A 21,395-nucleotide genomic window follows, 5' to 3' on the forward strand; every position below is an offset into this window, starting at 1 on the left:
AATCGGTGGGGAGAGTCAGGTCGGGACGGGCGGATCAGGACGCGCCGGTTCAGGATGACGAGGTGAGGACGCCGTGTCGGGCGAGTTCCGACTCCAGCCGCCCGCTGGACAGCAGATCCGCTTCGAGCTCGCGGACGAGCGGGAGGATGTTCGCGCCGAAGTACTCGACGTCGTCGATGCAGTGGAGGAAGCCGAGGAGGAAGAGGTTCACGCCTCGGGTCTTGTAGGCGACGATCCGTTCGGCGATCTGCTCGGGGGTGCCGACCAGCCCGGTCCGGAAACCGTCGTTGTACTGCACGAGATCGGCGAACTCCGAGTCCTGCCACATGCCCTTGCCGTCGGCGGTCGAGCTGCCTGCCTGGCGGACGGCGGAGCGGAACCCCTCGACGGCCTGTCGGTCGGCCTTGTCAACGATCTCACGGAGCACATCGCGGGCCTCGGCCTCGGAGTCACGACCGATGAGGAACCCGTTGAGTCCGAACCTGACGGTGCGACCGTGCAGAGCGGCCTCGGTGGTCACGTCGACCACCTGCTCGGTCAGGCCGTCGAAGTCCTTGCCGTTGCTGAAGTACCAGTCGGAGACCCTGCCCGCCATCGCCCGGGCAGCGGTGGAGTTGCCTCCCTGGAAGATCTCGGGATGGGGTCGGCCGGGAAGGGCGGGCGGCTTGGGCTTGAGATCGAAGTCGTGCAGGCGATAGAAGTCGCCGTGGAACTCCGCGTGGTCGTCGGTCCAGATCGTGCGGAGATAGGTGATGAACTCCTCGGCGCGCCGGTACCGCTCGTCGTGTTCGAGCCAGGGTTCGCCGAGTTTCGTGAACTCGTCCTTGAACCACCCGGAGACCACGTTGACCGCGGCGCGACCGTTCGAGATCAGGTCCGCGGTGGCGAGCCACTTGGCCAGGACCCCCGGCTGCCACAGGCCCGGGTGGACGGCGGCGATGACCTTGAGTCGCTCGGTGGCGAGAAGCAGCGCCAGCGAGAAGCTCGTCGACTCCTGTTGGAACGCCGCTCCGTAGGACGCGATGTACCGCACCTGGGTGAGGGCGTAGTCGAACCCGTTGTCCTCCGCGGTGACCGCCAGCCGCCGGTTGTAGTCGTAGCCCCAGTCGGTGCGCTGCTCGATCCTCGACACGACGAGCCCCCCACTCACATTGGGGACCCAGTAGGCGAACTGCAACGGGGCGGAAGCGGTCTCGAACTGGCGCTCTGGACTGATATCGGGCATGACGGATCAGGACTCCTTCGAATGGTGGTGGTGATGACCGGACCTGCTCGTTCGCGGTGCTGTCCGGTGCGGTCAGTGTGCGTACCCGGTCCGTCGATGTCGACGATTCGGATCTCCGTGGTGCTATTGCGCGTCGTCGAGAACTCCGAGACCTGAGCCGGGAATACTCAACTACGGCGGTGAGTTGAACCGTGTGCGATCCCGGAGACACCGGGCGCACCCCGACCAGTCCGAAAAGGAGACCGTCATGGCCACCAGTAACCGTTTCGACCCGTTCCGTGAGCTCGATCGCCTCCTGGGCGAGGGGCTGCGCAGCGCGACCGCCTCCACCTCCCTCCCGATGGACCTCTACAAGGAAGGCGATCGCTTCGTCGGCCTGATCGACATGCCGGGGGTCGACCCCTCCAGCATCGACATCGACGTGGAGGACCGCACCCTCACGATCCGCGCCGAACGTCGTGCGCCCGCCGAGGGGGATGCCCAGTGGCTCATGCACGAGCGCCAGACCGGCACGTTCGCCCGGCAGCTCGCGATGGGCAAGGGCCTGGCCACCGACAAGATCGAGGCCGACTACAGCGACGGCGTCCTGCGTCTGATCATCCCGGTGGCCGAGGAGGCCCAGCCGCGCAAGATCTCCGTCTCCCACGGCACCCAGAAGGCCGAGCAGGCCGAGATCGTCGAGGGCTCCGCCGACCTGGGCAGCTGATCACCGACCCTCCGATCCCCCCGACCGCCGCCCCGACCTCGCCCGAGGTCGGGGCGGCGGTCTGCTCGATCCGTCGGACTGACCGCCGGGGCGGGCCCTCATCCCGGCCCGATCGCCCATCCCGTCGTCATCTGCCCGGCGAAGACCGGCAGCCGCGCGAGGATCCGGTTCTGCTCGGCCCGCGGCCGGAAGCCCACGTCCAGGTAGCCCGGCGCCTCCGCCGGCCGGTCGCGCACGAGCGACCGGAACGCCGGCACGAGATCCTGCTCGATGTACTCCCAGCGTGGCTCCCGGTCGGCCCAGTTGAACGCGGGCAGAGGCGTGTGGAGCGCCGTCTGCTGACCGTTGACGTCGGCCCTCACCGTCAGCGGCCGGAACTCGCCCAGGGTGGAGGCCCCGGGGATGTCGGGGGCACCGCCCACGGTGGTGAGATAGGTGAGCACCCGACCGAAGTCCCCGCGGCCCACCGCCGTAGCGTCCCACTGGTCGGCGATGATCTGGTTCTGTTCCCGCGACGCCATCCGCAGCAGCGCCTCCGACCTGCCGTCAGGCGAGCCCTCGTCGAGCCTCTGCCAGGCCTCGAGCACGTAGTCGTCGTACGCCCCGCCGGCCGCGAGTTCCCTAACCGCAGGAATGCCCCCCGCCAGGTAGGCCTCGTGCATCGGCACCATGTCCATGAAGATGTTGCGCTGCATGATCAGCAGCCGGTGCAGGTACCAGTCCACGTCGGAGCGCGTGAGAGTCGGGCCCGCCGTGGCCAGCAGTCGCACATCGCGCGGCATCTGCGCCGCGAGCTCCCACGGCACGCCGCCCAACGCCTCACCGATCCCGGTTCCAGCCTGGTGAACCCCGGGTACGTCGAGCACCCCACCCACCTCGTCGAGGTCCCAGAACCCGGCCGCGAACGACATCCCGGCCAGCCCCGCCATCCCGGTCCACCAGAACCCGTCGTGCATGCCGTAGAGACGCAGATAGTTCACATAGACCTTGTCGACCGTCTCCAGGTTCGCCTCCAGCCCCCTCTCCGGCGCCCAGGCATCGAGGTCTATCCCGGCATTCTCCGCACCGACCGTCAGCCAGTACTGGCGCGTGAGGGTCGCGTATCGCTCCGGTGCGACGCCCGCCGCGCGCACCACGGCGAGTGCCGCGGCCAGCTCCTCGCGGTCGGTGGTCAGGGCGGTGGAGAACCCACCGGGCAACTCACCGTGGGGATTGTCCGCCACGACGTCCGTGTAGACGGCGTACGCCTGCCCGCTGACCACGGCGGGCTGATGGACGAACGACAGGGCGCCCACCATGACGACGGCGATGACCTGGCCGAAGACACGCTGGGATCGACTCATCTCTTGTCCCCTGAACCGCCGAATGTGATGTGTATCACTCTATGGCACCGGGAGCGCCCCCATGGTCGGACACGCGGTATCGCGCACCCCGATGACGGGAATCGGCGGGTCAGGGACGACAATGAACGGCGTACAGTGTCGATCTACTCTCCAGGTGACAAGGAAGTCCACGTGAGCACCTCCATCGATCGGGCCCCGACCCGGAGCGCAACCCGAGATCTCGCCCAGATCGCGGTGTTCGCCGCCCTCATCGTCGTCCTCGGCCTACCCGGTCAGATCAGCATCGGCTCCGCGGGCGTACCGATCACGCTGCAGACGCTCGGCGTCATGCTCGCCGGTGCGCTTCTCGGCTGGCGCAAGGGCCTGCTCTCGGTGCTTGCGGTCATCGTCATCGGTCTCGCGCTCCCCGTCCTTGCCGGCGGTCGCACCACACTCACCGCACTGGCGAGCCCCACCGCGGGATTCCTCCTCGGCTGGCTCCCGGCCGTCGTCGTGATCGGGCTTCTCACCGCCCTGATGATGCCCCGCTACCGCCTGATCCCCGGGCTGCTCATCAACATCCTCGGTGGCATCGTGGTCATCTACGCCTTCGGCGTGGTGGGCATGCTCATCCGCACCGAGCTGACCCTGACGGCCGCGATCGCGGCGAACGGTGTCTTCGTGCCCGGCGACCTTCTCAAGGCGGTCATCACGGCCGTCGTCGCCGTCCAGGTCCACAAGGCCCGACCCGGACTGATCGCGCCACTCCGCGGACAGCGTCCGTCCCGGACGTGACCGACCCCGTGTGGCAGGTGCCCGCGTGGCGGGCGCCCGCGTGACCCGCGCCCGAGAGGCCGAGCACCGCGGCACCGAGATCCGTTTCGACGGCGTCAGCCATTCCTACGGTGACCGGACGGTCCTCGCCGACATCGATCTGGTGTTGTCCGAGAGGCGCATCGGGATCATCGGCGTCAACGGCGGCGGCAAGTCGACGCTCGCGCGCATGATCAACGGGCTGGTCGTGCCGTCCTCGGGAACGGTGACCGTCGACGGCCTCGACACGCGCCGCAAGGGATCCCAGGTCCGCCGCCGGGTCGGCTTCTGCTTCACCGATCCCGACACCCAGATCGTCATGCCCACCGTGGCGGAGGACGTCGACTTCTCCCTTCGTCGGTCGGGCCTGAGCCGCGAGGATCGACGACGACGGGTCGAGCAGGTCCTCGCCACGTACAACCTCGCCGACCACGCCGATCACCCCTGCCACCTCTTGTCCGGCGGCCAGAAGCAACTCCTCGCCCTGGCGGCGGTGCTGGTGATCGAGCCCTCGGTGATCGTGGCCGACGAACCCACCACCCTGCTCGACCTGCGCAACCGCGCGCTGGTGGCCGAGACCTTCGCCGGGCTCCCCCAACAACTCGTGGTGGTGACCCACGATCTGGATCTGGTCGCCGACTTCGACCGCGTGTTGGTGGTGGACGGTGGCCGGGTGGTGATCGACGACGCCCCCGCGGCCGCGCTGTCCGGGTACCGCCGGATCGCGTTGCATTCGGGCTCGGGGCCCGGTCCGGGCACGGGGGCCGGCTCGGACCAGGAGACCTAGGTGTTCGCCACCTACCAACCCGGACACTCGCTGCTCCACCGTCTGCCGGCGGGGCTGAAGATCCTCCTGGTCTGCGCCCTGATCCTCGCGGTGTCACTGTCGGTGGGGCAGGCCTGGCACGTCCTGCCCGCACTGGGGTTCGCCTCCGCGCTCTACGCGATCGGGCGGATCCGTCCGCGCGCCGCCTGGGACCAGGTTCGTCCCGTGCTGCCGATGCTGATCGCGATCCTGGTGCTGCAGTGGATCGTCGCCGACCTCGACACCGCGGTCCGGGTGAGCGGCGCGCTGCTCGTGGCGGTCGCCATCGCGGGTCTGGTCGCGCTGACCACCAAGGTCTCGGACATGCTCGACGCGGTCACCCGGGCCGCCCGGCCGCTGCGGCACATAGGCGTCTCACCGGATCGCGTGGCGCTCGTGCTGGTGTTGACCATCCGCGCGATCCCCCTGCTCGCCCGCCAGCTACGCCAGGTGACCGAGGCCCGCAAGGCCCGCGGGCTGGGCATGTCGATCCGGGCGCTGGTGGTGCCGACGGTGCTCGGAGCACTCACCACGGCCGACCAACTCGGTGACGCGTTGGCGGCCCGCGGAGTCGACGACTGAGCTCCCCCGGCGCTCCCCTCGGCCCCGCCGACCGGGTCAGCGACGCCGACCCTCGCGCCACAGCAGTCCCAGGAAGAACATGCCTCCGATCACCACGGTCACCACCCCGACCGGGATGGGTAGCGGGAAGGCGTGTTGTGCCACCAGGTCGCTCACCAGGAGCAGCAGGCCGCCCAACAGTGCCGCCGGGAGCACCCGGTCCGTTCGGGTGAGAAGTCGAGCGACGTGGGGGGCCACCAGCGCCACGAACGCGACAGGCCCGGCGGTTGCCACCGCGACGGCCGCCAGCAGCGTGGCAGCGGACAGCAGGATGACCCTCGTGGAGCGCATCCGGACCCCCAGCGCGATGGCCGCCTCATCACCCAATGCCAACGCCCGCAGCCCTCGGGCCTGGCTCCAGATCACCACGGCGGAGAGCAGGAGGAAGAACAGAACGGGACGGAGTTCCGCCCAGCCCCGGCCCTGCAGCGAGCCGGTGAGCCAGATCTGGGCGGTCACGGCGCTCGCCACGAACACCCGCGAGAGCAGATGGGCCACGTACGCCATTGCCAGTGCCCCGAGGGCGACACCGACCAAGACCAGGCGAGCGCCGCTCAACCCCCGCCACCAGGTCAACGCCACGATGAGCCCCACCGTGATCGCGGCGCCGATCAGCGCGCCCAGCCCGACCTGGGCGATCGATCCCCCGGTCACCAGGATCACTGTGGCGCCACCGGCCGAGGCTCCCTGCGTGACGCCGATGATGTCCGGGCTGGCGAGGGGGTTGCGGGTGAGCGCGCAGAAGACGGCTCCCGACGCCGCCAGGCTGGCGCCCACGACGACGGCGATCAGCGCCCGCGGCAGCCGGCGTTCGGTGACGAAGAATCCGGTCGTCCTGTCGGGGGCGTCACCGAACAATGAAGCGACCGCGTCCGGGGCGGTGACCCGGAACTCCCCGATGAGCAGCGACCCCGCGATCAGGACACAGGTCGCCAAGGCCAGGACCACCGTGACCCACGCGGTCCTGCCATCCCACCGCACCGAGTACCCGCCCAGCCGCAGGACCCTCTCGCCCGTCGGCAAGGCGGCGGTGCCCGTCGCACCGCGGGGCGGGGCCGATGCCCTCACGTCACCCCCACCCGTCGGCCGGACGCCAGGTAGACGATCAGTAGCGGCGCGCCGATGAAGGCGGTCACGACGCCCGCGGGAGTCTCGGCGCCGCCTCCGATCACGCGGCCGATCACATCCGCGACGAGGAGCAGCGCGGGTGCGAGCGCCATCGACAGCGGAACCACCCGCCGCAGGCTGGGGCCGACCAACCCCCGCGCCAGGTGCGGGATGATCAAGCCCACGAAACCGATCGGGCCGGCCAGCGCGGTCGCCGTCCCGGCCAGCAGCGCCACGGCGACCAGGCTCCAGACCCGCACCCACCCGGGGCGGACTCCGAGCGAGATGGCGGAGTCGTCCCCCAGCGCGATGGCGTCCAGGCCGCGTAGGAGGAGCAGTGCGATGATCCCGCCCCCCACGATCAGCGGGACCACGCCGAGCACCTCGTCGACGGGTCGAGCGGTGAGCGAGCCGACCTGCCAGTAGCGGTATGCGTCGAGGATCTGTTCGTCGAGGACGACGAACGCCTGACTGATGCCGGACAGGGTGGCAGCCAGGGCGACGCCGGCCAGCGTGAGTCTCACCGGTGACGACGCCGCCATCGACGACGCACTCAGAACCAGGATCACGGCCGAGGCGAGGCCTGCTCCGACCAGGGCGAACCAGACGGTGGACGCCAGGCCCAGGCCTCCGGTGACGGCCGCTCCGACCACCACCCCGAGTGCCGCACCGGCGTTGACACCGAGAATTCCGGGGTCGGCGATCGGGTTGCGCGTCACCGCTTGCATCAGCGCCCCGGCGGCCCCCAGCGCGGCCCCGCAGACCAGCCCCAGCACGGTCCGGTTGACGCGGAGCTCGCCCACGATCCCCACCACGCTCAGCGATCCCCGCCCCAGGAGCGCCTCGACCACCTCATCGGGCGGGATCGAGCGGGCCCCGATCGCGAAACTGGCCACCACCGCGAGTGCGAGCACGACGAGCGCCACGAGCACCCCGACCACGACCACGACCTCACCGCGTATGCGGCCCCGGGGTCCCCCGTCGATCTCCGGTGGGACGGCGGGGTCACTCCGCGTCGGTCTCACAGCCACGGTGGAACTGTATCCGACCGCTTAGGTAAGCCTTTCCTCGCTATGGTTTGATTCTCTTTCATGAGCACTTTCCTCCGACGGCGCCGTGCAGTGCCGTCCCTCCTCGCCCTCGCCGTCGCCTCCGTCGTCACCCTCGCCGGCTGCTCGGGAACGGAGGACTCCCCCGAATCCTCGGCGCAGGACGCGTACACGGTCACCCACGCGATGGGCGAGACCACGGTCGAGGCCGCCCCTGAGCGGGTCGTGGTGCTCGACTCCCCGCACCTCGACGCCCTGATCGCTCTGGGGCACACTCCGGTCGGCATCACCGAGTCCAGCGCCGGCACCGGCGCCCCGCCCTACCTCGGCGAGGTCGACGCCGAGCTGGTCGGTCTCACCTCGGAACCCGACATCGACAGGATCGCGGCCCTCGCCCCGGATCTGATCATCGGCGCGAAGGTGCGGCACGAGGCGATCTACGACGAGCTCTCCGGTATCGCTCCGACGGTGTTCTCCGAGAACTCCGGAACCGACTGGCAGGAGCAGGCCCGCATCACCGCCGCCGCAATGAACGAATCGGACGAGATGGAGAAGCTGATCGGCGACCTCGACACCCGGATTGCCGAGGTCGGGACCGCGGTGGGGGCCGAGGGGACGACGCTCTCGATCGTCCGTTTCCGGCCGGACAACTTCCGTCTCTACGGACCGGAGACGTTCTCGGGCTCGATCTTGTCCGACATGGGCTTCGAACTGGGCGACCGTGAGTTGAACGAATACTCGATGGCAGAGCTCTCCCCGGAGTTGTACGAAGAGATCGACGGCGAGGTCGTGTTCTTCACCAACCCCGGTGGCGATCCCTCGGCCACCACGATGGCGACGGTGACCGGCCTGTGGAACGACATCCCCGCGGTGAAGGACGGTCAGACCTACGAGGTGGACGACGAGACGTGGATGATCGGCATCGGCGTCCTCGGCGCAGCCGAGATCCTCGACGACGTCGAGCAGACCCTGGGGTGATGTCACGCGCTGTCTCGACCCCACTCGACCACCCGGCTCCCCTGACGGCCGAGGGGGCGCGGCTGGCCTACGAGCGCCGGGTCGTGACGACGGATCTCGATCTGAGTATCCCCGACAGCGCCTTCACGGTGATCGTGGGGCCGAACGCGTGCGGCAAGTCGACGCTGCTCAAGGCACTGGCCCGGGTCATCACACCTGACCGGGGCCAGGTTCTTCTGCACGGCCGGGACATCAGTCGTCTGCGCACCCGCGAGGTCGCCCGCAGGGTGGGCCTGTTACCGCAGGGGGCGGTCACGCCGGAGGGGATCCGCGTGGGTGACCTGGTGTCCCGTGGTCGGCATCCACACCACAGCCCGCTGCGCCAGTGGAGTCTGGGAGACGATGCCGCCGTGGCGGAGGCGATGGCCGCCACATCCGTCACCGAGCTCGCAGACCGTTTCGTCGACGAACTGTCGGGCGGCCAGCGGCAACGGGTGTGGATCTCCATGCTCCTGGCCCAGCAGACGCCGGTACTGCTGCTCGATGAGCCGACGACCTACCTCAACATCTCACACCAGTACGGCGTGCTGGACCTCCTGCGCGACCAACACGAGTCCGGTCGCACGGTCGTCGCGGTCCTCCACGACCTCAACCAGGCCGCCCGCTACGCCTCGCACCTGGTCGTCATGAAGGACGGGAGTGTGGTCGCCGCCGGCCCGCCGGGCGACGTGCTCACCGCGACACTGGTCGAGGAGGTGTTCGATCTGCCCAGCCTCGTCGTCCCCGACGCGGTCACCGGGACCCCCACCGTCGTCCCCCTCGACCGACGTCGCCGTGGTTGACCCCCCACCTAGCCGCGCGGGTCCTCGGCCCGGTGAGTGGGCGAGACCGACGGTCCGGAGGCGGGCCGGACCCGACCGCCGCTGAGTATCGTGGCGATCATGCCCCGCACCCATCGGAGAGCCACCCGCAACAGCTCCATTCGCGTTCCCGGCAGTCCTCGCCCGGAGCCTTCCGTCGAGCAGTCCACGAGGCCCTCCACGGAGCTGGCCGTGCGCTCGTCGCCCGTCGCCGGAATGGTCGGCTCGGCGTTCGGGGCCGCGGCGGCGGTGACGCGCCTGGCCCGCCCCAAGGCTCTGCACCCCCGGGGCGTCGTCGCTCACGCGACCCTGAGCGTCACCGGGGTGGGTCGGACGGGTTCGCCGCTCCTGGACATCACGGGCAGGTGGCCCGCGACGGTCCGGTTCTCGCGCGCCGTGGGTCTGCCGGACATCGTCCCCGACATCGGCGGCATGGCCATCCGCGTCCACGCGGATAGTCCGGTGGACATCCTGCTCGCGAGCACGGGCATGGGTCCGCTCACCCGCTATGTGCTCACCGCGGGTTGGCGGACGACCGGGCGCACCATGACGTCGATGTTCCCCGTGCGGATCGCGGGCCGCCAGTTGTTGCTGGCCGCGATCCCCACGGGCGACGGCGGCACGTGGACGCTCCAGCACGCCACCCCCCTGGGCAGGTGGGAGACCCTGGGTCGACTGTCGGTCGACACCTGGGAGGACGACGACGACAACCTGCACTTCGACCCCGTGGGTAACCGCCTGCCCGGATCGCGGTATCCGCGCCTGCTCGGCGCTCTGCGGCACCCGTCGTATCCCGCACCCGACGAGGGGCCGGAGGCGACCTGATCGGTCGACCGGTTCAGGATTCGGCCGCGCCCCGGCGCCAGTACCCCATGAACGACACGGCCCGCTTGGGCATCCCCGCCCCGTCGACGGCGAGTCGTCGCATCGCCCGGACCAGTGCTGCCTCCCCTGCCAGGAACACGTAGGGATCCCCGGCGGTGACGGTGGTGGCGGTCTGCCACTCCCGCTCGGCGGGGCGGCGTCCGTCGAGGACCGACTCGACGCACTCCTGACCCACGCTTAACACTGCGGCGAGGTGGTGCACGAGGGCGTGTCCCCGCTCGCCGGATCGCGCAAGCAGCGTGACCGACTCGGGTGCCTCGGCCGACAACGCGAGCACGTCGGCCGAGGTCGGCAGCTCGAGAACTATCTGGACGTCCCTCGCCCCCCGGGGTTCCGCGGCGAGTTCCTCGGCGATCGACAACAGGGCCGGCGCCGCGGTCTCGTCTCCCGCACACACGACCCGACCTGCGGCACCCGGGTTCCACGCCGCCCACGGAGCGTGTCCGAGCCCCGGACCGGCGATGTGCACCGTGTCCCCGGCCTGCACCGACCGCGCCCATCCCGACCCCGGCCCCTCGTCCTCTCCGGGATGGACCACCACGTCCACGGTCAACGCGGGGACCTGCGCACCGTCGAGGGTCATCGTGTCGGCCCGGCGCACGGTGTAGGTCCGCATCCACCCACGGTCCTCTTCGGGCAGGGCCAGCCACTCGCGGATGCCGTCCGGGTCGGGGACGATCCCCTGCCCGCCAGGCGGGGGGACGAACACCTTGAAGTACGCGTCGCGTACCGTCCCCGGGTCCACCACCTCCCGCGACCACCTGGTCAGGTCCGGGCCGGCCAACACCAGTCGGAGGAACGACTCCCCCAGCGCACGTACTCGGACCACCCGGGTCTGCGCGACGAGGATCGGAGCCTCCACGGCCATCGCTGTCATACTGTCCCCTTTCGTCGTCCCCGCGGCAGCACCACCGGCTGGCCGGTGAGCGGGTCGCTGATGATGTCGGCTTCCAGGTCGAACACCCGGCGCAGGGTCTCGGGGTTGATCACCTGGTCGGGCGGGCCCGCGGCCACGACCCCGCCCTCGGCCACGGCCACGAGGTGGTCGGCCACGCGGGCGGCCAGGGTGAGTTCGTGCAGGACGGCCACCACCGTTCGGCGTCCCGGCCCCGGGGTACCCGGTTCCGGCTCGTACCCCGCGGGTAGCGGGAGATCCCGGACCAGGTCCAACACGTCCATCTGGTGGGCCAGGTCGAGGAACGAACACGGCTCGTCCAGGAGCAGGGTCGGGGTCGCCTGGGCCAGAACCAGCGCCACCCACACCCGCTGGCGTTGGCCGCCGGAGAGCTCGTCGACGCGACGATGGGCGAAACCCGCAGTTCCGGTCAGTGCCAGTGCCTCGGCGACAGCGGGCTCGTCCTGGTCCCCGGGCCCCCACCAGCGTCGGTGCGGGTGGCGACCGCGCGCCACCAACTCGGCCACGGTGAGGCCCTCCGGAACCAGCGGTGACTGCGGAAGGAACGCCACGGCCCTGGCGTGCTCGCGAGCTCTGACGCCGGCCAGGTCCCGCCCGGCCACCTCGATCGATCCGGCCAGTGGGGTGAGCTGCCGGCCCAGCGCCCGGAGGATCGTGGACTTGCCGCAGCCGTTGGCCCCGATGAACACCGTGGTGCGGCCGCTGGGGATGTCCAGGTCCAGCTCGCGGATCACGGGGTCAGTGCCGTATCCCAGAGTCAGCCCGCGCAGGCGGAACGCGGGGTCAGGGTCGGGCGGGACACCGTGGGGCATCGTCGTCGCGTCGGGGGTGACGTGGGTGGTGACACTCATCAGGCGACCTTTCGGGAGCGCAGGAGGATCCAGAGCATGGCGGGGGCGCCGAGCGCGCCGGTCACCACACCGGTGGGCAGGTCCACCGTGGCCAGGGCCTCGGAGGCGACGATGTCGGCGACCACCACGATCACCGCGCCGGTGAGTGCGGCGGCCACGATGTGGGGGCGTCCGCGGCCGAGGGCGGTGGCGATCGGCGTGGACAACAGGGCCACGAAGGCGAGCGGACCCGCCACGGCGGTCGCGGCGGCCGCGAGCAGGGTGCCCACGCCGAGGGCGCCCGCACGCGTGGGTACGGGGCGGGAGCCCAGGCCCACCGCGAGCTCGGGGCCCAGTTCCGCGGGCCGCAGGGCGGAGTGGAGCCAGAGTGCCAGGGGCAGGAGGAACACCAGGGCGACCGTGAGCCAGACGATCCGCTGGCCGGACGCACCGGAAAGAGAACCAACGGTCCAGACCGCGGCCTCCTGGGCACCCGCCAGAGGCAACCGGGCGATGAGCTGGGTCACCACAGCAGTGCCCAGCGCGGCCACGGCCACCCCGCCGAGGAGGAACCGCTGGCCCACGATTCCGGTGTGGCGCCCCGCGGACGCGCTCAGGACGATCGCCAGGGCCACCGCGGACCCGAGGAGCGCCGCGGGGATGATCGCCACCCCGCGTAGTCCCCAGAACGCCATCCCCGCGACCGCCCCGGCCGACGCCCCGTGGGAGATGCCCAGGATGTCGGGGCTGGCGAGCGGGTTGCCCAGGACTCGCCGGAACAGCGCCCCCGAGGCGCCGAACGCCAGACCGGCCAGGGCGCCGAGGACCGCTCGGGGAAGTTTGTCCTCCATCACCACGAAGGTGGCGCCCGGGATGGTCGCGCCACCGAGGATCGCCAGGAAGTCCGGGACGGTCACCGTGTACCTGCCCAGGAGCACGCGCACGGCCATGGCCGCCAACAGGGCGAAGACGAGCCCGAGTACGACGAGCAGGGTGCGGTTGCGGCGGGTGGCGGCGAGTCGACGGATGACCTCTTCCGTGTCGGCCACCTCGTCTGCAGGCCGGTCGAGGACGGCGGCACTCATGAGGCGCTCACCCCCCGGTTCAGGCGCAGCATCGCGATGAGGAACGGCACGCCCATCGCCACGGTCATCACCCCGACGGCGATCTCGCCCGGTGGTGCGATGACGCGCCCCGCGGTGTCGGCGAGGAGCAACACGACGGGGCCGATGACCACGGACAATCCCAGGACCACCCGATTACCCACGCCGACGAGCCGCCGCAGCAGATGCGGGACGAGGAGCCCGAGGAAGGCGATCGGGCCCGCCAACGCGGTGGCGACCCCGGAGAGGATCACCACGCCCCCCAGGACGACCGCCCGGCCGGCCACCGGCCCCACCCCGAGACCGCGCGCCAGGTCGTCGCCCAGCGCGAGCGCGTCGAGCGACGCCGCCCCGGCGAGGACGAGGGCGAGGCCCAGGAGGATGAACGGCAACGCGGCGGTGATCTCCGGGGCGCCGGAGCGGGCCACCGACCCCAGTCCCCAGAAACGGAACCGGTCGAGCACCCCGGGGAGCGCGATGACCAACGACGCGGTCATCGCCGTGCACCCGGCGGTCACGGCCGCTCCGGCCAGGACCAGGCCGGTGCCGGAATCGGCACCGAGTCTCCCGGCCCCCACGACCACCATCCCGGCGGCGAGAGCCCCGATGACGGCGAAGATCGCGACCGAGGTCGGGCCGGCGGTGGGCACCAGAGCCAACCCGAGCACCACTCCGAGGGCGGCTCCCGCGGTCAAGCCGAGAAGTCCCGGGTCACCGAGCGGGTTGCGGGTGGCGCCCTGCAACCCGGCGCCGGCGACCGCGAGTGCGGCACCCACGACGATCGCGGTGATCGTGCGGGGGACGCGCGCGCTCACCACCGCCTCGTCCATTCCCGCTCCGGCCCCGGGCGCCACGGCCGCCGCGAGATCGCCGGACATCACCTGGGACGGCAGTCCGGCCAGTACCGACAGGACGACAGCGGGATCGACCGACCGGGAACCGAGGAAGAGTGACGCGGCCACCGAGGCGACGAAGAGCACCGCCGCGGTCACGCAGCCCGCCACCACGCGGCGGCGCCCCGGAGCAGTGGGTCTCGCGGGCACCGCGGACGGCCCCGCGGTGGCGGGGTCGACCCGGCTCGTCGCGGTCACCTGCATCGGTCAGTTCTGCTCCGCGGCGGTGATGATGTCCGGGACCACGTTGTCGAGTGCCCAGGGCAGGCTGAGCGGAGACGCGGCCGAGATGGACAACACCTGCTGTTCGTCCGTCTGGACCACCATCCGGCCCGCCTCGATCGCGGGGATGCGGCCCAGCAAGGGGTCCGCCTCGATCGCCGCGCGGACATCGGGGGAGGCGGCGTAGGTGACCAGGATGTCCGAGACCAGCTCGTCGGCCCGTTCAGGCGACCAGGTCACGGCGAACTGGTCGGCGGCGCCGGTCGAGGCCTCGGAGATCACGGGGGCCTGGACCATCCCCAACTGCTCGAGGAACCGTGGTCGGTTGTCCACGTCGGTGAAGGCATAGATCTTCTCCGCCGCGCCGGGGTCGACCGTCCCATAGATGAAGGTCGTCCCCCGGATACCCGGATTGTCGTCGGCGACCCGGGCGATCTGGCCCTCGACCTCGTCGATCAGCTCCTCGGCGCGTTCCGAGCGACCGAGCGCCTCGCCTATCAGGCGCGTGGACTCCTGCCACGGGGTGCCGAAGGCGACGTCGCCCTCGGGCATCGCGATGGTGGGCGCGATCTTGGACAGGGTCTCGTACTCCTCGGCGGTCATCCCCGAGTAGGCGCCCAGGATGATGTCGGGCTGGAGGGCGGCGATGGCCTCGGTGTTGATGCCGTCCGTCTCCGAGTACAGCTCGGGCATCTGGCCCCCGACAGCCTCGAGCTCGGCGTCGAACCAATCGGTCGATCCGCCGGCGTTCCCGCCGAACGAATTCCGCGGCATGCCCACGGGCACCACGCCCAGCGCCAGCGAGACGTCGGCGTTGACCCAGGAGATCGTGGCCACCCGCTGGGGCGGCTCGGTGATCTCCGTCTGTCCGTAGGCGTGAGTGATGGTGCGGGGGAACTCCCCGTCCCGCTCGACCTCGGATGCCGCGCCCGAGTCGTGCGACTCACCCACTGAACCGGTGGTGCACCCGGCCAGAACCGCCAGTACGGCGACGATCGCGGTCAGGATCAGCACCACCCGTGCGCGGCCTGGAGTGTCGACCGTTCGCTGACGGAACGGGAGGGCGGTTGAACTCATGGGGTCTCCGAAGTGGGCTCGTGGCCGTTAGGCATGGCTTACCTTATCGGGGAAACAGTAGGGCCGTGGAGTACCGCGGCGCAAGGGCGACCCTCTGCAGTCCCACCAGGCCTGGGCCACAACGTGATTCATATCACCCTGGGGTTGATTAGGCTAGCCTTGCCTTCTACGGTTCGCCGGTATCCATGTCCCCGATCGGTCGGAGCGCCCGTGAACGAACATCTGTTGAGTCAGCGGACCCGGAAGGACCATGCCGCCGCCGTGGCCGCGGCGGCCGCCGAGGTGGGAAGGTTCCTCGACGGTCGCACCACTCCCCGCTCGCCGGCCTCCCCCGCCCACCTCGAATCCCTGACCGAGGCGGTGGACCTGGCGACGCCTCTGGGGACGCTCGACAAGGCGCTGCTGGAGGTGCGCGGGCTCTACCTGGATCACGCCGTCGGCTACCACCATCCCCGGTACCTCTCTCATCTCAACTGCCCGATCACCATCCCGTCGCTGGCCGCCGAGACCCTGGCCACCTCGGTCAACACCGCGGTGGAGACCTGGGACCAGGGCACCTCTGCGTGTCTCATCGAACAGAAACTAATCGACTGGGTCGCCGACCTGATCGACTTCGACCGGCCGGATCACCTCACGCCCGACGGCGTGTTCACGACCGGTGGCTCGCAGTCCAACCTGCAGGCCCTGTTCACCGCGCGGGAGGATCGGCTCTCTCGGCCCGGCCCCGCGGGGACCGCACCCGGCGACCGTGGCGTGCGGTTGTCCCGGTTGAGGATCGTCACGGGCGAACACGCCCACCTCAGTGTGGTCAAGTCCGCGCGGCTGCTGGGTCTGGACCCGGACGCGGTGATCACCCTTCCCGGCGAGGGAGACCGCATGGATCCCGCCACCCTGGACCGGGCTCTGTCGTCCGTCGCCGATGCCGGCGAGGAGGTCGCCGCGGTCGTCGCCCTGGCCGGCACCACCGATCACGGCGCGATCGATCCGCTGCGCGCCGTGGGAGAGGTCTGTCGCCGTCATGACGTCTGGCTGCACGTGGACGCCGCGTACGGCGGGGGGCTCCTCGTCTCACCCACCCGTCGCGATCTACTCGACGGGATCGGGTCGGCGGACTCGGTGACCGTCGACTTCCACAAGACCTTCTTCCTGCCGGTCGCCGCGTCCGCGCTGCTCCTCCGCGACGGCTCCGGCTTCCGCCACTCCACGGTGAGCGCCGACTACCTCAACCCCGTCGACGGCGACGACCACGCGGTGGACAAGTCATTGCAGACCACCCGCCGCTTCGACGCCCTCAAACTCTGGATGACGCTGCGTGTCCTCGGCGCCGACGGGATCGGCCGCATGCTCGACGAGGCGATCGACGTGGCCCGGCGCATCGGTCGGACCATCGACTCCGATGACGATTTCGAGCTCGTCCGCCGCCCGGCCCTGTCGACCGTGCTGTTCCGCCCGCGACCCGAGGGGTGCGACCCCGACGAGGCCGACGCCCTGGTCCGTCCCGTCAGGGACGCGCTGTTCGCCGAGGGACGCTCGGTGGTCGCGGCGACGGTGGTGGACGGCAGGCCCTGCCTCAAGTTCACCGTCCTGGACCCCGAGTTGTCGGACCGCGACGTGACCGCCGTCCTCGCCGACGTCCGGGCGGCCGCTCGGTACCTGGCCGACGGCATGCGGCAGGCCACGTCCGCGGGGGTGTTGTCATGAGCGAGAAGATCCACGACGTACTGGGGGTGGGTATCGGTCCGTTCAACCTCGGACTGGCCTGCCTTGCCGAGCCGCTGGGGGTCGACGCCGTCTTCCTCGACGCCCGCGAGGGCTTCGCATGGCACCACGGACTCATGTTCGACGACGCGACGATCCAGGTCCCCTTTCTCGCCGATCTGGTGACGCTGGCCGATCCCACCTCGCCGTACTCGTTCCTGTCGTATCTCAAACAGATCGGGCGGCTGTACCCGTTCTACATCCGCGAGAATTTCCAGCCACTGCGCGCGGAGTACGACGCCTACTGCCGCTGGGCATCCGAGCGGGTGCGCGGACTCCGCTGGGGTCGGGAGGTGGTCGACGTCCGGCGCGAGACGGCGGACGGGACCGGCGTCGAGGTCGCGGCCGGGGGTCAGGCCGAAGAGGAGGACGAGGACGGACCCGTCTACAGGGTCACCGCGATCACCTCCGACGGCACCGAGACCTACCGCGCCCGGCACCTGGTGCTCGGCATAGGCACCACCCCGTGGTCGCCGGTCGACACCACCTCCCTCGACGGCGGTCCGCCGGACACCGGCCGACGGGTGGCGCTGCACGCCGCCGACTACCTGCACCGGCGAGGGGAACTGCTCGAGCTGAACTCGGTGACCGTCGTGGGCAGCGGCCAGTCGGCTGCCGAGATCTACCACGACCTGCTGGCCGAGTCGGGGGACTCCGGACCCCGCGTGGACTGGATCACCCGCTCCCCGAGGTTCTTCCCCATGGAATACACCAAGCTCACATTGGAGATGACCTCCCCGGAGTACATCGACCACTTCCACAGGCTCGACGCCGGGACTCGTGACCGTATGCTCCGTGACCAACGTTCCCTCTACAAGGGCATCGACGCCGAGTTGATCAACCAGATCCACGACCTGCTCTACCGCCGGTCCGCCCACGGACTGGACACCGGGTTGTTGGTGGCCGCGACCGCCCTGGACGGCGCCACCACCGCCGAGTCGCACATCAGTCTTGACCTGCGGTGCACCGACACCGGGCGGACCTGGGGGCACCAGACGGAGGGGCTGGTCATGTCTACCGGGTACTCACCCACCACTCCGCGGTTCCTCGACGGGATCGCCGCGGAGATCGACTGGGAGGACCCCGGCCCCGATCAGACCCGCGCGGGTCGGCCCCGCCGATACCGGGTGGCGCGGGACCACACCATCGACCTCGCTCACCGGCGGATCCACGTGCAGAACGCCGAGGAGCACACCCACGGCCTGAGCGCGCCTGACCTCGGGATGGGGGCGATGCGCAACAGCATCATCCTGCGGTCCGTCACCGGTCGCGAGGTCTACCCGGTCGAATCACGTATCGCGTTCCAGCGGTTCGGACCCCCGGCCGACGCGCCCGCCGAACGACACACCCCCACCGACCAGCAGGCCCAGGAGACCCGATGACCCACACCGTCAGTACGCCCGCCGGACTCGTCTCGCTCTCGAGCCTGCCCACGGACCCCGACACCATCGGGACCCTCCACGCGTGGCTTTCCCACCCCGGATCGGCCTACTGGGGCATGCGACACATGACGCCCGGGCAGATCTCGGAGTTCTTCCACGACTGGCAGGCGAGCCCGCACCGGCAGGTCCACATGGCGCATATCGACGGACTGCGGGCGGGTCTGGCGGTGTTCTACGACCCGGCCGCGGTCGAGCTCGACGGTAGGTACCCCCATGAACCCGGGGACCTGGGCATGCACCTGCTGGTCGCACCGTCGCGGACCCCCGTCCCGGGCACCACCGCCGCCGTGATCGGCGCCATCTGCGAAGCCGCCTTCGGGCCGCTCGGTGCCCGGCGTGTGGTGGTGGAACCGGACATGGACAACACCGCCGTCCACCGGCTCAACGCCCGCGCGGGCTTCCGCGAGGACGGGCCGCTCCGCCTACCCGACAAGACCGCGTTGCTCTCCTTCTGCGACGTCGATGACTTCCGGGCCTCCGAGATCGGCCGGACCACCCGGTACGTGTGGTCGTCCTCTCCCTCACCCGCCGCCGCACCTCACGCACACCTCTCCGGTCACGCGATGCGGCGGGCGCACCGCCACCTGTGCGCCAAGGCACTGGCCGAGTTCTCCCACGAGCGGCTTCTCTCCCCGCAGGCCACGGCGGAACCGGGTGTGTTCGAGGTGCGCGCGGAGTCAGAGACCTGGACCTTCCGCGCGCGGGTCCTGCCACTCGAGCACTGGGTGGTGGACGAGGGGTCGATACGTCGGGAGGTCGGGGGTGAGCGGGCAGAGCCCGACGCCCAGGCCCTCGTCACCGCGTTCGCCCCTGTGCTCGGGATCCCCGGGTCGCTGGTGGGGATCTATCTGGAGGAGATCGCGGCCACCCTCGGCTCCGCCGCGTTCTGCCTGCACCACCGCAACCGACCGGTGCAGGAACTCGCCACGGCGGACCTGCAGGAGGTCGAGGCCGCGATGACCGAGGGCCACCCCGGTTTCGTGGCGAACAACGGACGCATCGGTCTGGGGCTGACCGACCGGCACCGCTACACGCCGGAGGCGCCCGCGACGGTGCGTCTGGTCTGGCTGGCCGCCCGCCGAGACCGGAGCCACCTCGCCACCGTGTCCGGCCTGGAGGAGCGCGAGCACTATCTCCGCGAATTCGGCCGTGAGGATCTCGACCGGTGCGACGCACGGCTCCGCGAGCTGGGCCTCGCCCCAGAGGAGTACCGCCTCCTCCCCGTCCACCCGTGGCAGTGGGAACACAAGATCTCGGTCGCGTTCGGCCCCGACCTGGCACGACGTGACCTCGTCCACCTGGGTGAGTCCCGCAGCGATTACCGCGCGCAGCAGTCCGTGCGCACCTTCTTCGACGTGAGCCGGCCCGAGCGCGGGTACGTCAAGACGGCACTGGCGGTGCAGAACATGGGGTTCACGCGCGGACTGTCTCCGCGTTACATGCGTGACACCCCGGCGGTCAACGACTGGGTGGCCGGCCTGGTGGCCGACGACCCCGTGCTACGGTCTCTCGACTTCGGGATCCTGCGCGAGATCGCCGCGGTGGGGTACACCGGCGACGCCTACCACCGCGCAGCCGCATCCGGCGTCTCGGAGGAGGGTCCGCACACCAAGATGATCGCCGCCTTGTGGCGCGAGAGCCCGGTGCCGCGACTCTCGGACGGCGAGAGGGCTTTCACGCTGGCCTCACTCCTGCACGTCGACCTGCACGGCCGACCCCTCGTCGTCGAACATCTCGAACGCTCCGGGGTGCAGGCCCGCACCTGGCTCCGCGCGCTCCTCGACGCCTACGTCCTGCCGGTCGCCCGCTGCCTGCTCGCCCACGGGCTGGTGTTCATGCCCCACGGGGAGAACGTGATCGTGGTGATCGGACCGGACCACCTTCCTCGGCGTGTCCTGTTCAAGGACATCGGCGAGGAGGTGGCCGTGGTGACCGACCGTCCGCTCCCCGCAGGGATCGAGAGGATCCGGCACATCGTGGATGCCGAGACTGCAGCGCTGAGCATCCACACCGACGTCATGGACGGAGTGCTACGCCACCTGGCCGCGATCTGCGACGAGGCCGGTGTCCTGCCGGCAACGGAGTTCTGGGAGGAGACGCGCCGGTGTCTGCTGGCACTGGTCGACGGTGGCGGGGACGTCGCAGCCCCCGACGGCGACGGTGACGGAGTCGACTCCGCCATCTGGCACGCGATCGTCGCCCCACGGTTCCGACACTCGTGCCTCAACCGCCTGCAACTGCGCGACACCCGGCAGATGGTCGACCTGACCGATCAGGCGGGCTCGTTGCAGTTCGCGGGAACCCTCGCCAATCCCCTGGCGGTCGATCCACTCGCACCGGTCCCGTCAGATGCTGCGGAACGGCCCGAGGATCGCACGAATCGCGAAGAGCGTGTCGTAGCGTCACAGAGATGAACGGACGGGAACTCCAGAAGTGTGCGGCGCTGCGAGCGCGCGAACTACCGGCGACCACTCTGGAGTTCCCGTTCGGGCCCGACGTGGACGTCTACAAGGTCCGGGGCAAGATGTTCATGTTTCTCACCGTGGTCGACGACGAACCGCTGGTGGTGCTCAAGGCGTCCCCGTCGGACGGCCTCGCCCTACGTGAGGCGCATCCCGACATCACGCCCGGCTACCACATGGACAAGAAGCACTGGATCTCATTGCACCCGGGCGGAGGACTCGGCCCCGACATGGTCGAGGAACTGGTCACGGAGTCGTACCGGCTCGTGGTGGCCGGACTCCCCCGCGAGCAGCGACCGGTCGAGCCGCACGCTTTCGGACGCGGTCAACGCTGATCCGGTC

The 21,395-nt window shown here is 70.4% G+C and carries 20 protein-coding genes; 11 read left to right on the top strand and 9 right to left on the bottom strand.

Annotated elements, in window-relative coordinates; translation table 11 throughout:
• Positions 1-49: 49 nt before the first annotated feature.
• Positions 50-1,225 carry a dimethylsulfone monooxygenase SfnG gene (sfnG, locus tag CEY15_RS03225; protein ID WP_095717278.1) on the bottom strand — a complete coding sequence of 392 codons (1,176 nt, stop codon included), beginning with the start codon at positions 1,223-1,225 and terminating at the stop codon, positions 50-52.
• A 247-nt stretch (positions 1,226-1,472) separates the two neighbouring features.
• On the opposite strand from sfnG, the gene CEY15_RS03230 reads away from it, so the two are divergent.
• The gene (locus CEY15_RS03230) at positions 1,473-1,931 is read left to right on the top strand and encodes an Hsp20/alpha crystallin family protein (protein WP_017836088.1); all 459 of its coding nucleotides are present in this window, start codon (positions 1,473-1,475) and stop codon (positions 1,929-1,931) included.
• 98 nt (positions 1,932-2,029) lie between these two features.
• On the opposite strand, the gene CEY15_RS03235 is transcribed toward CEY15_RS03230, so the two are convergent.
• The gene (locus tag CEY15_RS03235) at positions 2,030-3,274 is read right to left on the bottom strand and encodes a hypothetical protein (RefSeq protein WP_095717279.1); all 1,245 of its coding nucleotides are present in this window, start codon (positions 3,272-3,274) and stop codon (positions 2,030-2,032) included.
• Positions 3,275-3,445: 171 nt separating this feature from the next.
• Between CEY15_RS03235 and CEY15_RS03240 the strand changes: the two genes are divergently transcribed.
• From CEY15_RS03240 to CEY15_RS03250, 3 genes are read left to right on the top strand one after another with little or no spacing between them, the layout of a single operon-like run.
• Positions 3,446-4,048, top strand: coding sequence for a biotin transporter BioY (locus tag CEY15_RS03240; protein ID WP_095717280.1), 603 nt, complete (start codon positions 3,446-3,448; stop codon positions 4,046-4,048).
• Between the two features lie 25 nt (positions 4,049-4,073).
• Entirely contained in the window at positions 4,074-4,853 is a 780-nt protein-coding gene (locus tag CEY15_RS03245) for an energy-coupling factor ABC transporter ATP-binding protein (RefSeq protein ID WP_176475003.1), read from the top strand.
• Positions 4,854-5,453 carry an energy-coupling factor transporter transmembrane component T family protein gene (locus tag CEY15_RS03250; RefSeq protein WP_095717281.1) on the top strand — a complete coding sequence of 200 codons (600 nt, stop codon included), beginning with the start codon at positions 4,854-4,856 and terminating at the stop codon, positions 5,451-5,453. It abuts the gene before it with no gap.
• Positions 5,454-5,489: 36 nt separating this feature from the next.
• Here CEY15_RS03250 and CEY15_RS03255 read toward each other — a convergent pair whose 3' ends face one another.
• Both CEY15_RS03255 and CEY15_RS03260 read right to left on the bottom strand, forming a co-directional pair.
• Positions 5,490-6,560, bottom strand: coding sequence for a FecCD family ABC transporter permease (locus tag CEY15_RS03255; RefSeq protein ID WP_095717282.1), 1,071 nt, complete (start codon positions 6,558-6,560; stop codon positions 5,490-5,492).
• Entirely contained in the window at positions 6,557-7,630 is a 1,074-nt protein-coding gene (locus CEY15_RS03260; RefSeq protein ID WP_095717283.1) for a FecCD family ABC transporter permease, read from the bottom strand. Before CEY15_RS03260 ends, CEY15_RS03255 begins: the two co-directional genes overlap by 4 nt.
• Positions 7,631-7,690: 60 nt before the next feature.
• On the opposite strand from CEY15_RS03260, the gene CEY15_RS03265 reads away from it, so the two are divergent.
• From CEY15_RS03265 to CEY15_RS03275, 3 genes are all read left to right on the top strand, one after another.
• Complete coding sequence (locus CEY15_RS03265; protein ID WP_245847170.1) at positions 7,691-8,626, top strand: ABC transporter substrate-binding protein; 936 nt, start codon at positions 7,691-7,693, stop codon at positions 8,624-8,626.
• The gene (locus CEY15_RS03270; RefSeq protein ID WP_095717285.1) at positions 8,626-9,447 is read left to right on the top strand and encodes an ABC transporter ATP-binding protein; all 822 of its coding nucleotides are present in this window, start codon (positions 8,626-8,628) and stop codon (positions 9,445-9,447) included. The genes CEY15_RS03265 and CEY15_RS03270 overlap by 1 nt, the downstream gene beginning before the upstream one ends.
• 99 nt (positions 9,448-9,546) lie before the next feature.
• Positions 9,547-10,290 carry a phosphodiesterase gene (locus CEY15_RS03275; protein ID WP_245847174.1) on the top strand — a complete coding sequence of 248 codons (744 nt, stop codon included), beginning with the start codon at positions 9,547-9,549 and terminating at the stop codon, positions 10,288-10,290.
• A gap of 13 nt (positions 10,291-10,303) precedes the next feature.
• Here the strand turns inward: CEY15_RS03275 and CEY15_RS03280 are convergent, their stop codons facing one another.
• Genes CEY15_RS03280 through CEY15_RS03300 form a run of 5 tightly spaced genes read right to left on the bottom strand, consistent with a single transcriptional unit; the run spans position 10,304 to position 15,391 of the window.
• Positions 10,304-11,227 (bottom strand): siderophore-interacting protein, encoded by a 924-nt coding sequence (locus CEY15_RS03280; RefSeq protein ID WP_217987071.1) that lies wholly within the window; start codon positions 11,225-11,227, stop codon positions 10,304-10,306.
• The gene (locus CEY15_RS03285; protein WP_245847176.1) at positions 11,224-12,117 is read right to left on the bottom strand and encodes an ABC transporter ATP-binding protein; all 894 of its coding nucleotides are present in this window, start codon (positions 12,115-12,117) and stop codon (positions 11,224-11,226) included. The genes CEY15_RS03280 and CEY15_RS03285 overlap by 4 nt, the downstream gene beginning before the upstream one ends.
• Positions 12,117-13,181 (bottom strand): FecCD family ABC transporter permease, encoded by a 1,065-nt coding sequence (locus tag CEY15_RS03290; RefSeq protein ID WP_245847179.1) that lies wholly within the window; start codon positions 13,179-13,181, stop codon positions 12,117-12,119. The genes CEY15_RS03285 and CEY15_RS03290 overlap by 1 nt, the downstream gene beginning before the upstream one ends.
• A complete protein-coding gene (locus CEY15_RS03295; protein WP_095717288.1) occupies positions 13,178-14,296 on the bottom strand; it encodes a FecCD family ABC transporter permease in 1,119 nt (372 codons plus the stop codon). The genes CEY15_RS03290 and CEY15_RS03295 overlap by 4 nt, the downstream gene beginning before the upstream one ends.
• Positions 14,297-14,299: 3 nt before the next feature.
• The gene (locus CEY15_RS03300; RefSeq protein WP_095717289.1) at positions 14,300-15,391 is read right to left on the bottom strand and encodes an iron-siderophore ABC transporter substrate-binding protein; all 1,092 of its coding nucleotides are present in this window, start codon (positions 15,389-15,391) and stop codon (positions 14,300-14,302) included.
• A 210-nt stretch (positions 15,392-15,601) separates the two neighbouring features.
• Between CEY15_RS03300 and CEY15_RS03305 the strand changes: the two genes are divergently transcribed.
• From CEY15_RS03305 to CEY15_RS03320, 4 genes are read left to right on the top strand one after another with little or no spacing between them, the layout of a single operon-like run.
• A complete protein-coding gene (locus CEY15_RS03305) occupies positions 15,602-17,092 on the top strand; it encodes a pyridoxal phosphate-dependent decarboxylase family protein (protein WP_095717290.1) in 1,491 nt (496 codons plus the stop codon).
• A complete protein-coding gene (locus tag CEY15_RS03310) occupies positions 17,089-18,531 on the top strand; it encodes a lysine N(6)-hydroxylase/L-ornithine N(5)-oxygenase family protein (protein WP_095717291.1) in 1,443 nt (480 codons plus the stop codon). Before CEY15_RS03305 ends, CEY15_RS03310 begins: the two co-directional genes overlap by 4 nt.
• Positions 18,528-21,005, top strand: coding sequence for a GNAT family N-acetyltransferase (locus tag CEY15_RS03315; protein ID WP_217987072.1), 2,478 nt, complete (start codon positions 18,528-18,530; stop codon positions 21,003-21,005). The genes CEY15_RS03310 and CEY15_RS03315 overlap by 4 nt, the downstream gene beginning before the upstream one ends.
• Positions 21,002-21,388: an MmcQ/YjbR family DNA-binding protein gene (locus tag CEY15_RS03320; RefSeq protein ID WP_095717292.1), complete on the top strand. Its 387-nt coding sequence runs from the start codon at positions 21,002-21,004 to the stop codon at positions 21,386-21,388. Before CEY15_RS03315 ends, CEY15_RS03320 begins: the two co-directional genes overlap by 4 nt.
• Positions 21,389-21,395: the final 7 nt, after the last annotated feature.

The organism is Dietzia natronolimnaea (assembly GCF_002289575.1).
Taxonomy (GTDB): domain Bacteria; phylum Actinomycetota; class Actinomycetes; order Mycobacteriales; family Mycobacteriaceae; genus Dietzia; species Dietzia natronolimnaea_A.

Coding starts and splice junctions, on each gene's coding strand:
- sfnG (WP_095717278.1), bottom strand. CDS start 1,225: ATGCCCGATATCAGTCCAGAGCGCCAGTTCGAGACCGCTTCCGCCCCG.
- CEY15_RS03230 (WP_017836088.1), top strand. CDS start 1,473: ATGGCCACCAGTAACCGTTTCGACCCGTTCCGTGAGCTCGATCGCCTC.
- CEY15_RS03235 (WP_095717279.1), bottom strand. CDS start 3,274: ATGAGTCGATCCCAGCGTGTCTTCGGCCAGGTCATCGCCGTCGTCATG.
- CEY15_RS03265 (WP_245847170.1), top strand. CDS start 7,691: ATGAGCACTTTCCTCCGACGGCGCCGTGCAGTGCCGTCCCTCCTCGCC.
- CEY15_RS03270 (WP_095717285.1), top strand. CDS start 8,626: ATGTCACGCGCTGTCTCGACCCCACTCGACCACCCGGCTCCCCTGACG.
- CEY15_RS03275 (WP_245847174.1), top strand. CDS start 9,547: ATGCCCCGCACCCATCGGAGAGCCACCCGCAACAGCTCCATTCGCGTT.
- CEY15_RS03280 (WP_217987071.1), bottom strand. CDS start 11,227: ATGACAGCGATGGCCGTGGAGGCTCCGATCCTCGTCGCGCAGACCCGG.
- CEY15_RS03285 (WP_245847176.1), bottom strand. CDS start 12,117: ATGAGTGTCACCACCCACGTCACCCCCGACGCGACGACGATGCCCCAC.
- CEY15_RS03290 (WP_245847179.1), bottom strand. CDS start 13,181: ATGAGTGCCGCCGTCCTCGACCGGCCTGCAGACGAGGTGGCCGACACG.
- CEY15_RS03295 (WP_095717288.1), bottom strand. CDS start 14,296: ATGCAGGTGACCGCGACGAGCCGGGTCGACCCCGCCACCGCGGGGCCG.
- CEY15_RS03300 (WP_095717289.1), bottom strand. CDS start 15,391: ATGAGTTCAACCGCCCTCCCGTTCCGTCAGCGAACGGTCGACACTCCA.
- CEY15_RS03310 (WP_095717291.1), top strand. CDS start 17,089: ATGAGCGAGAAGATCCACGACGTACTGGGGGTGGGTATCGGTCCGTTC.
- CEY15_RS03315 (WP_217987072.1), top strand. CDS start 18,528: ATGACCCACACCGTCAGTACGCCCGCCGGACTCGTCTCGCTCTCGAGC.
- CEY15_RS03320 (WP_095717292.1), top strand. CDS start 21,002: ATGAACGGACGGGAACTCCAGAAGTGTGCGGCGCTGCGAGCGCGCGAA.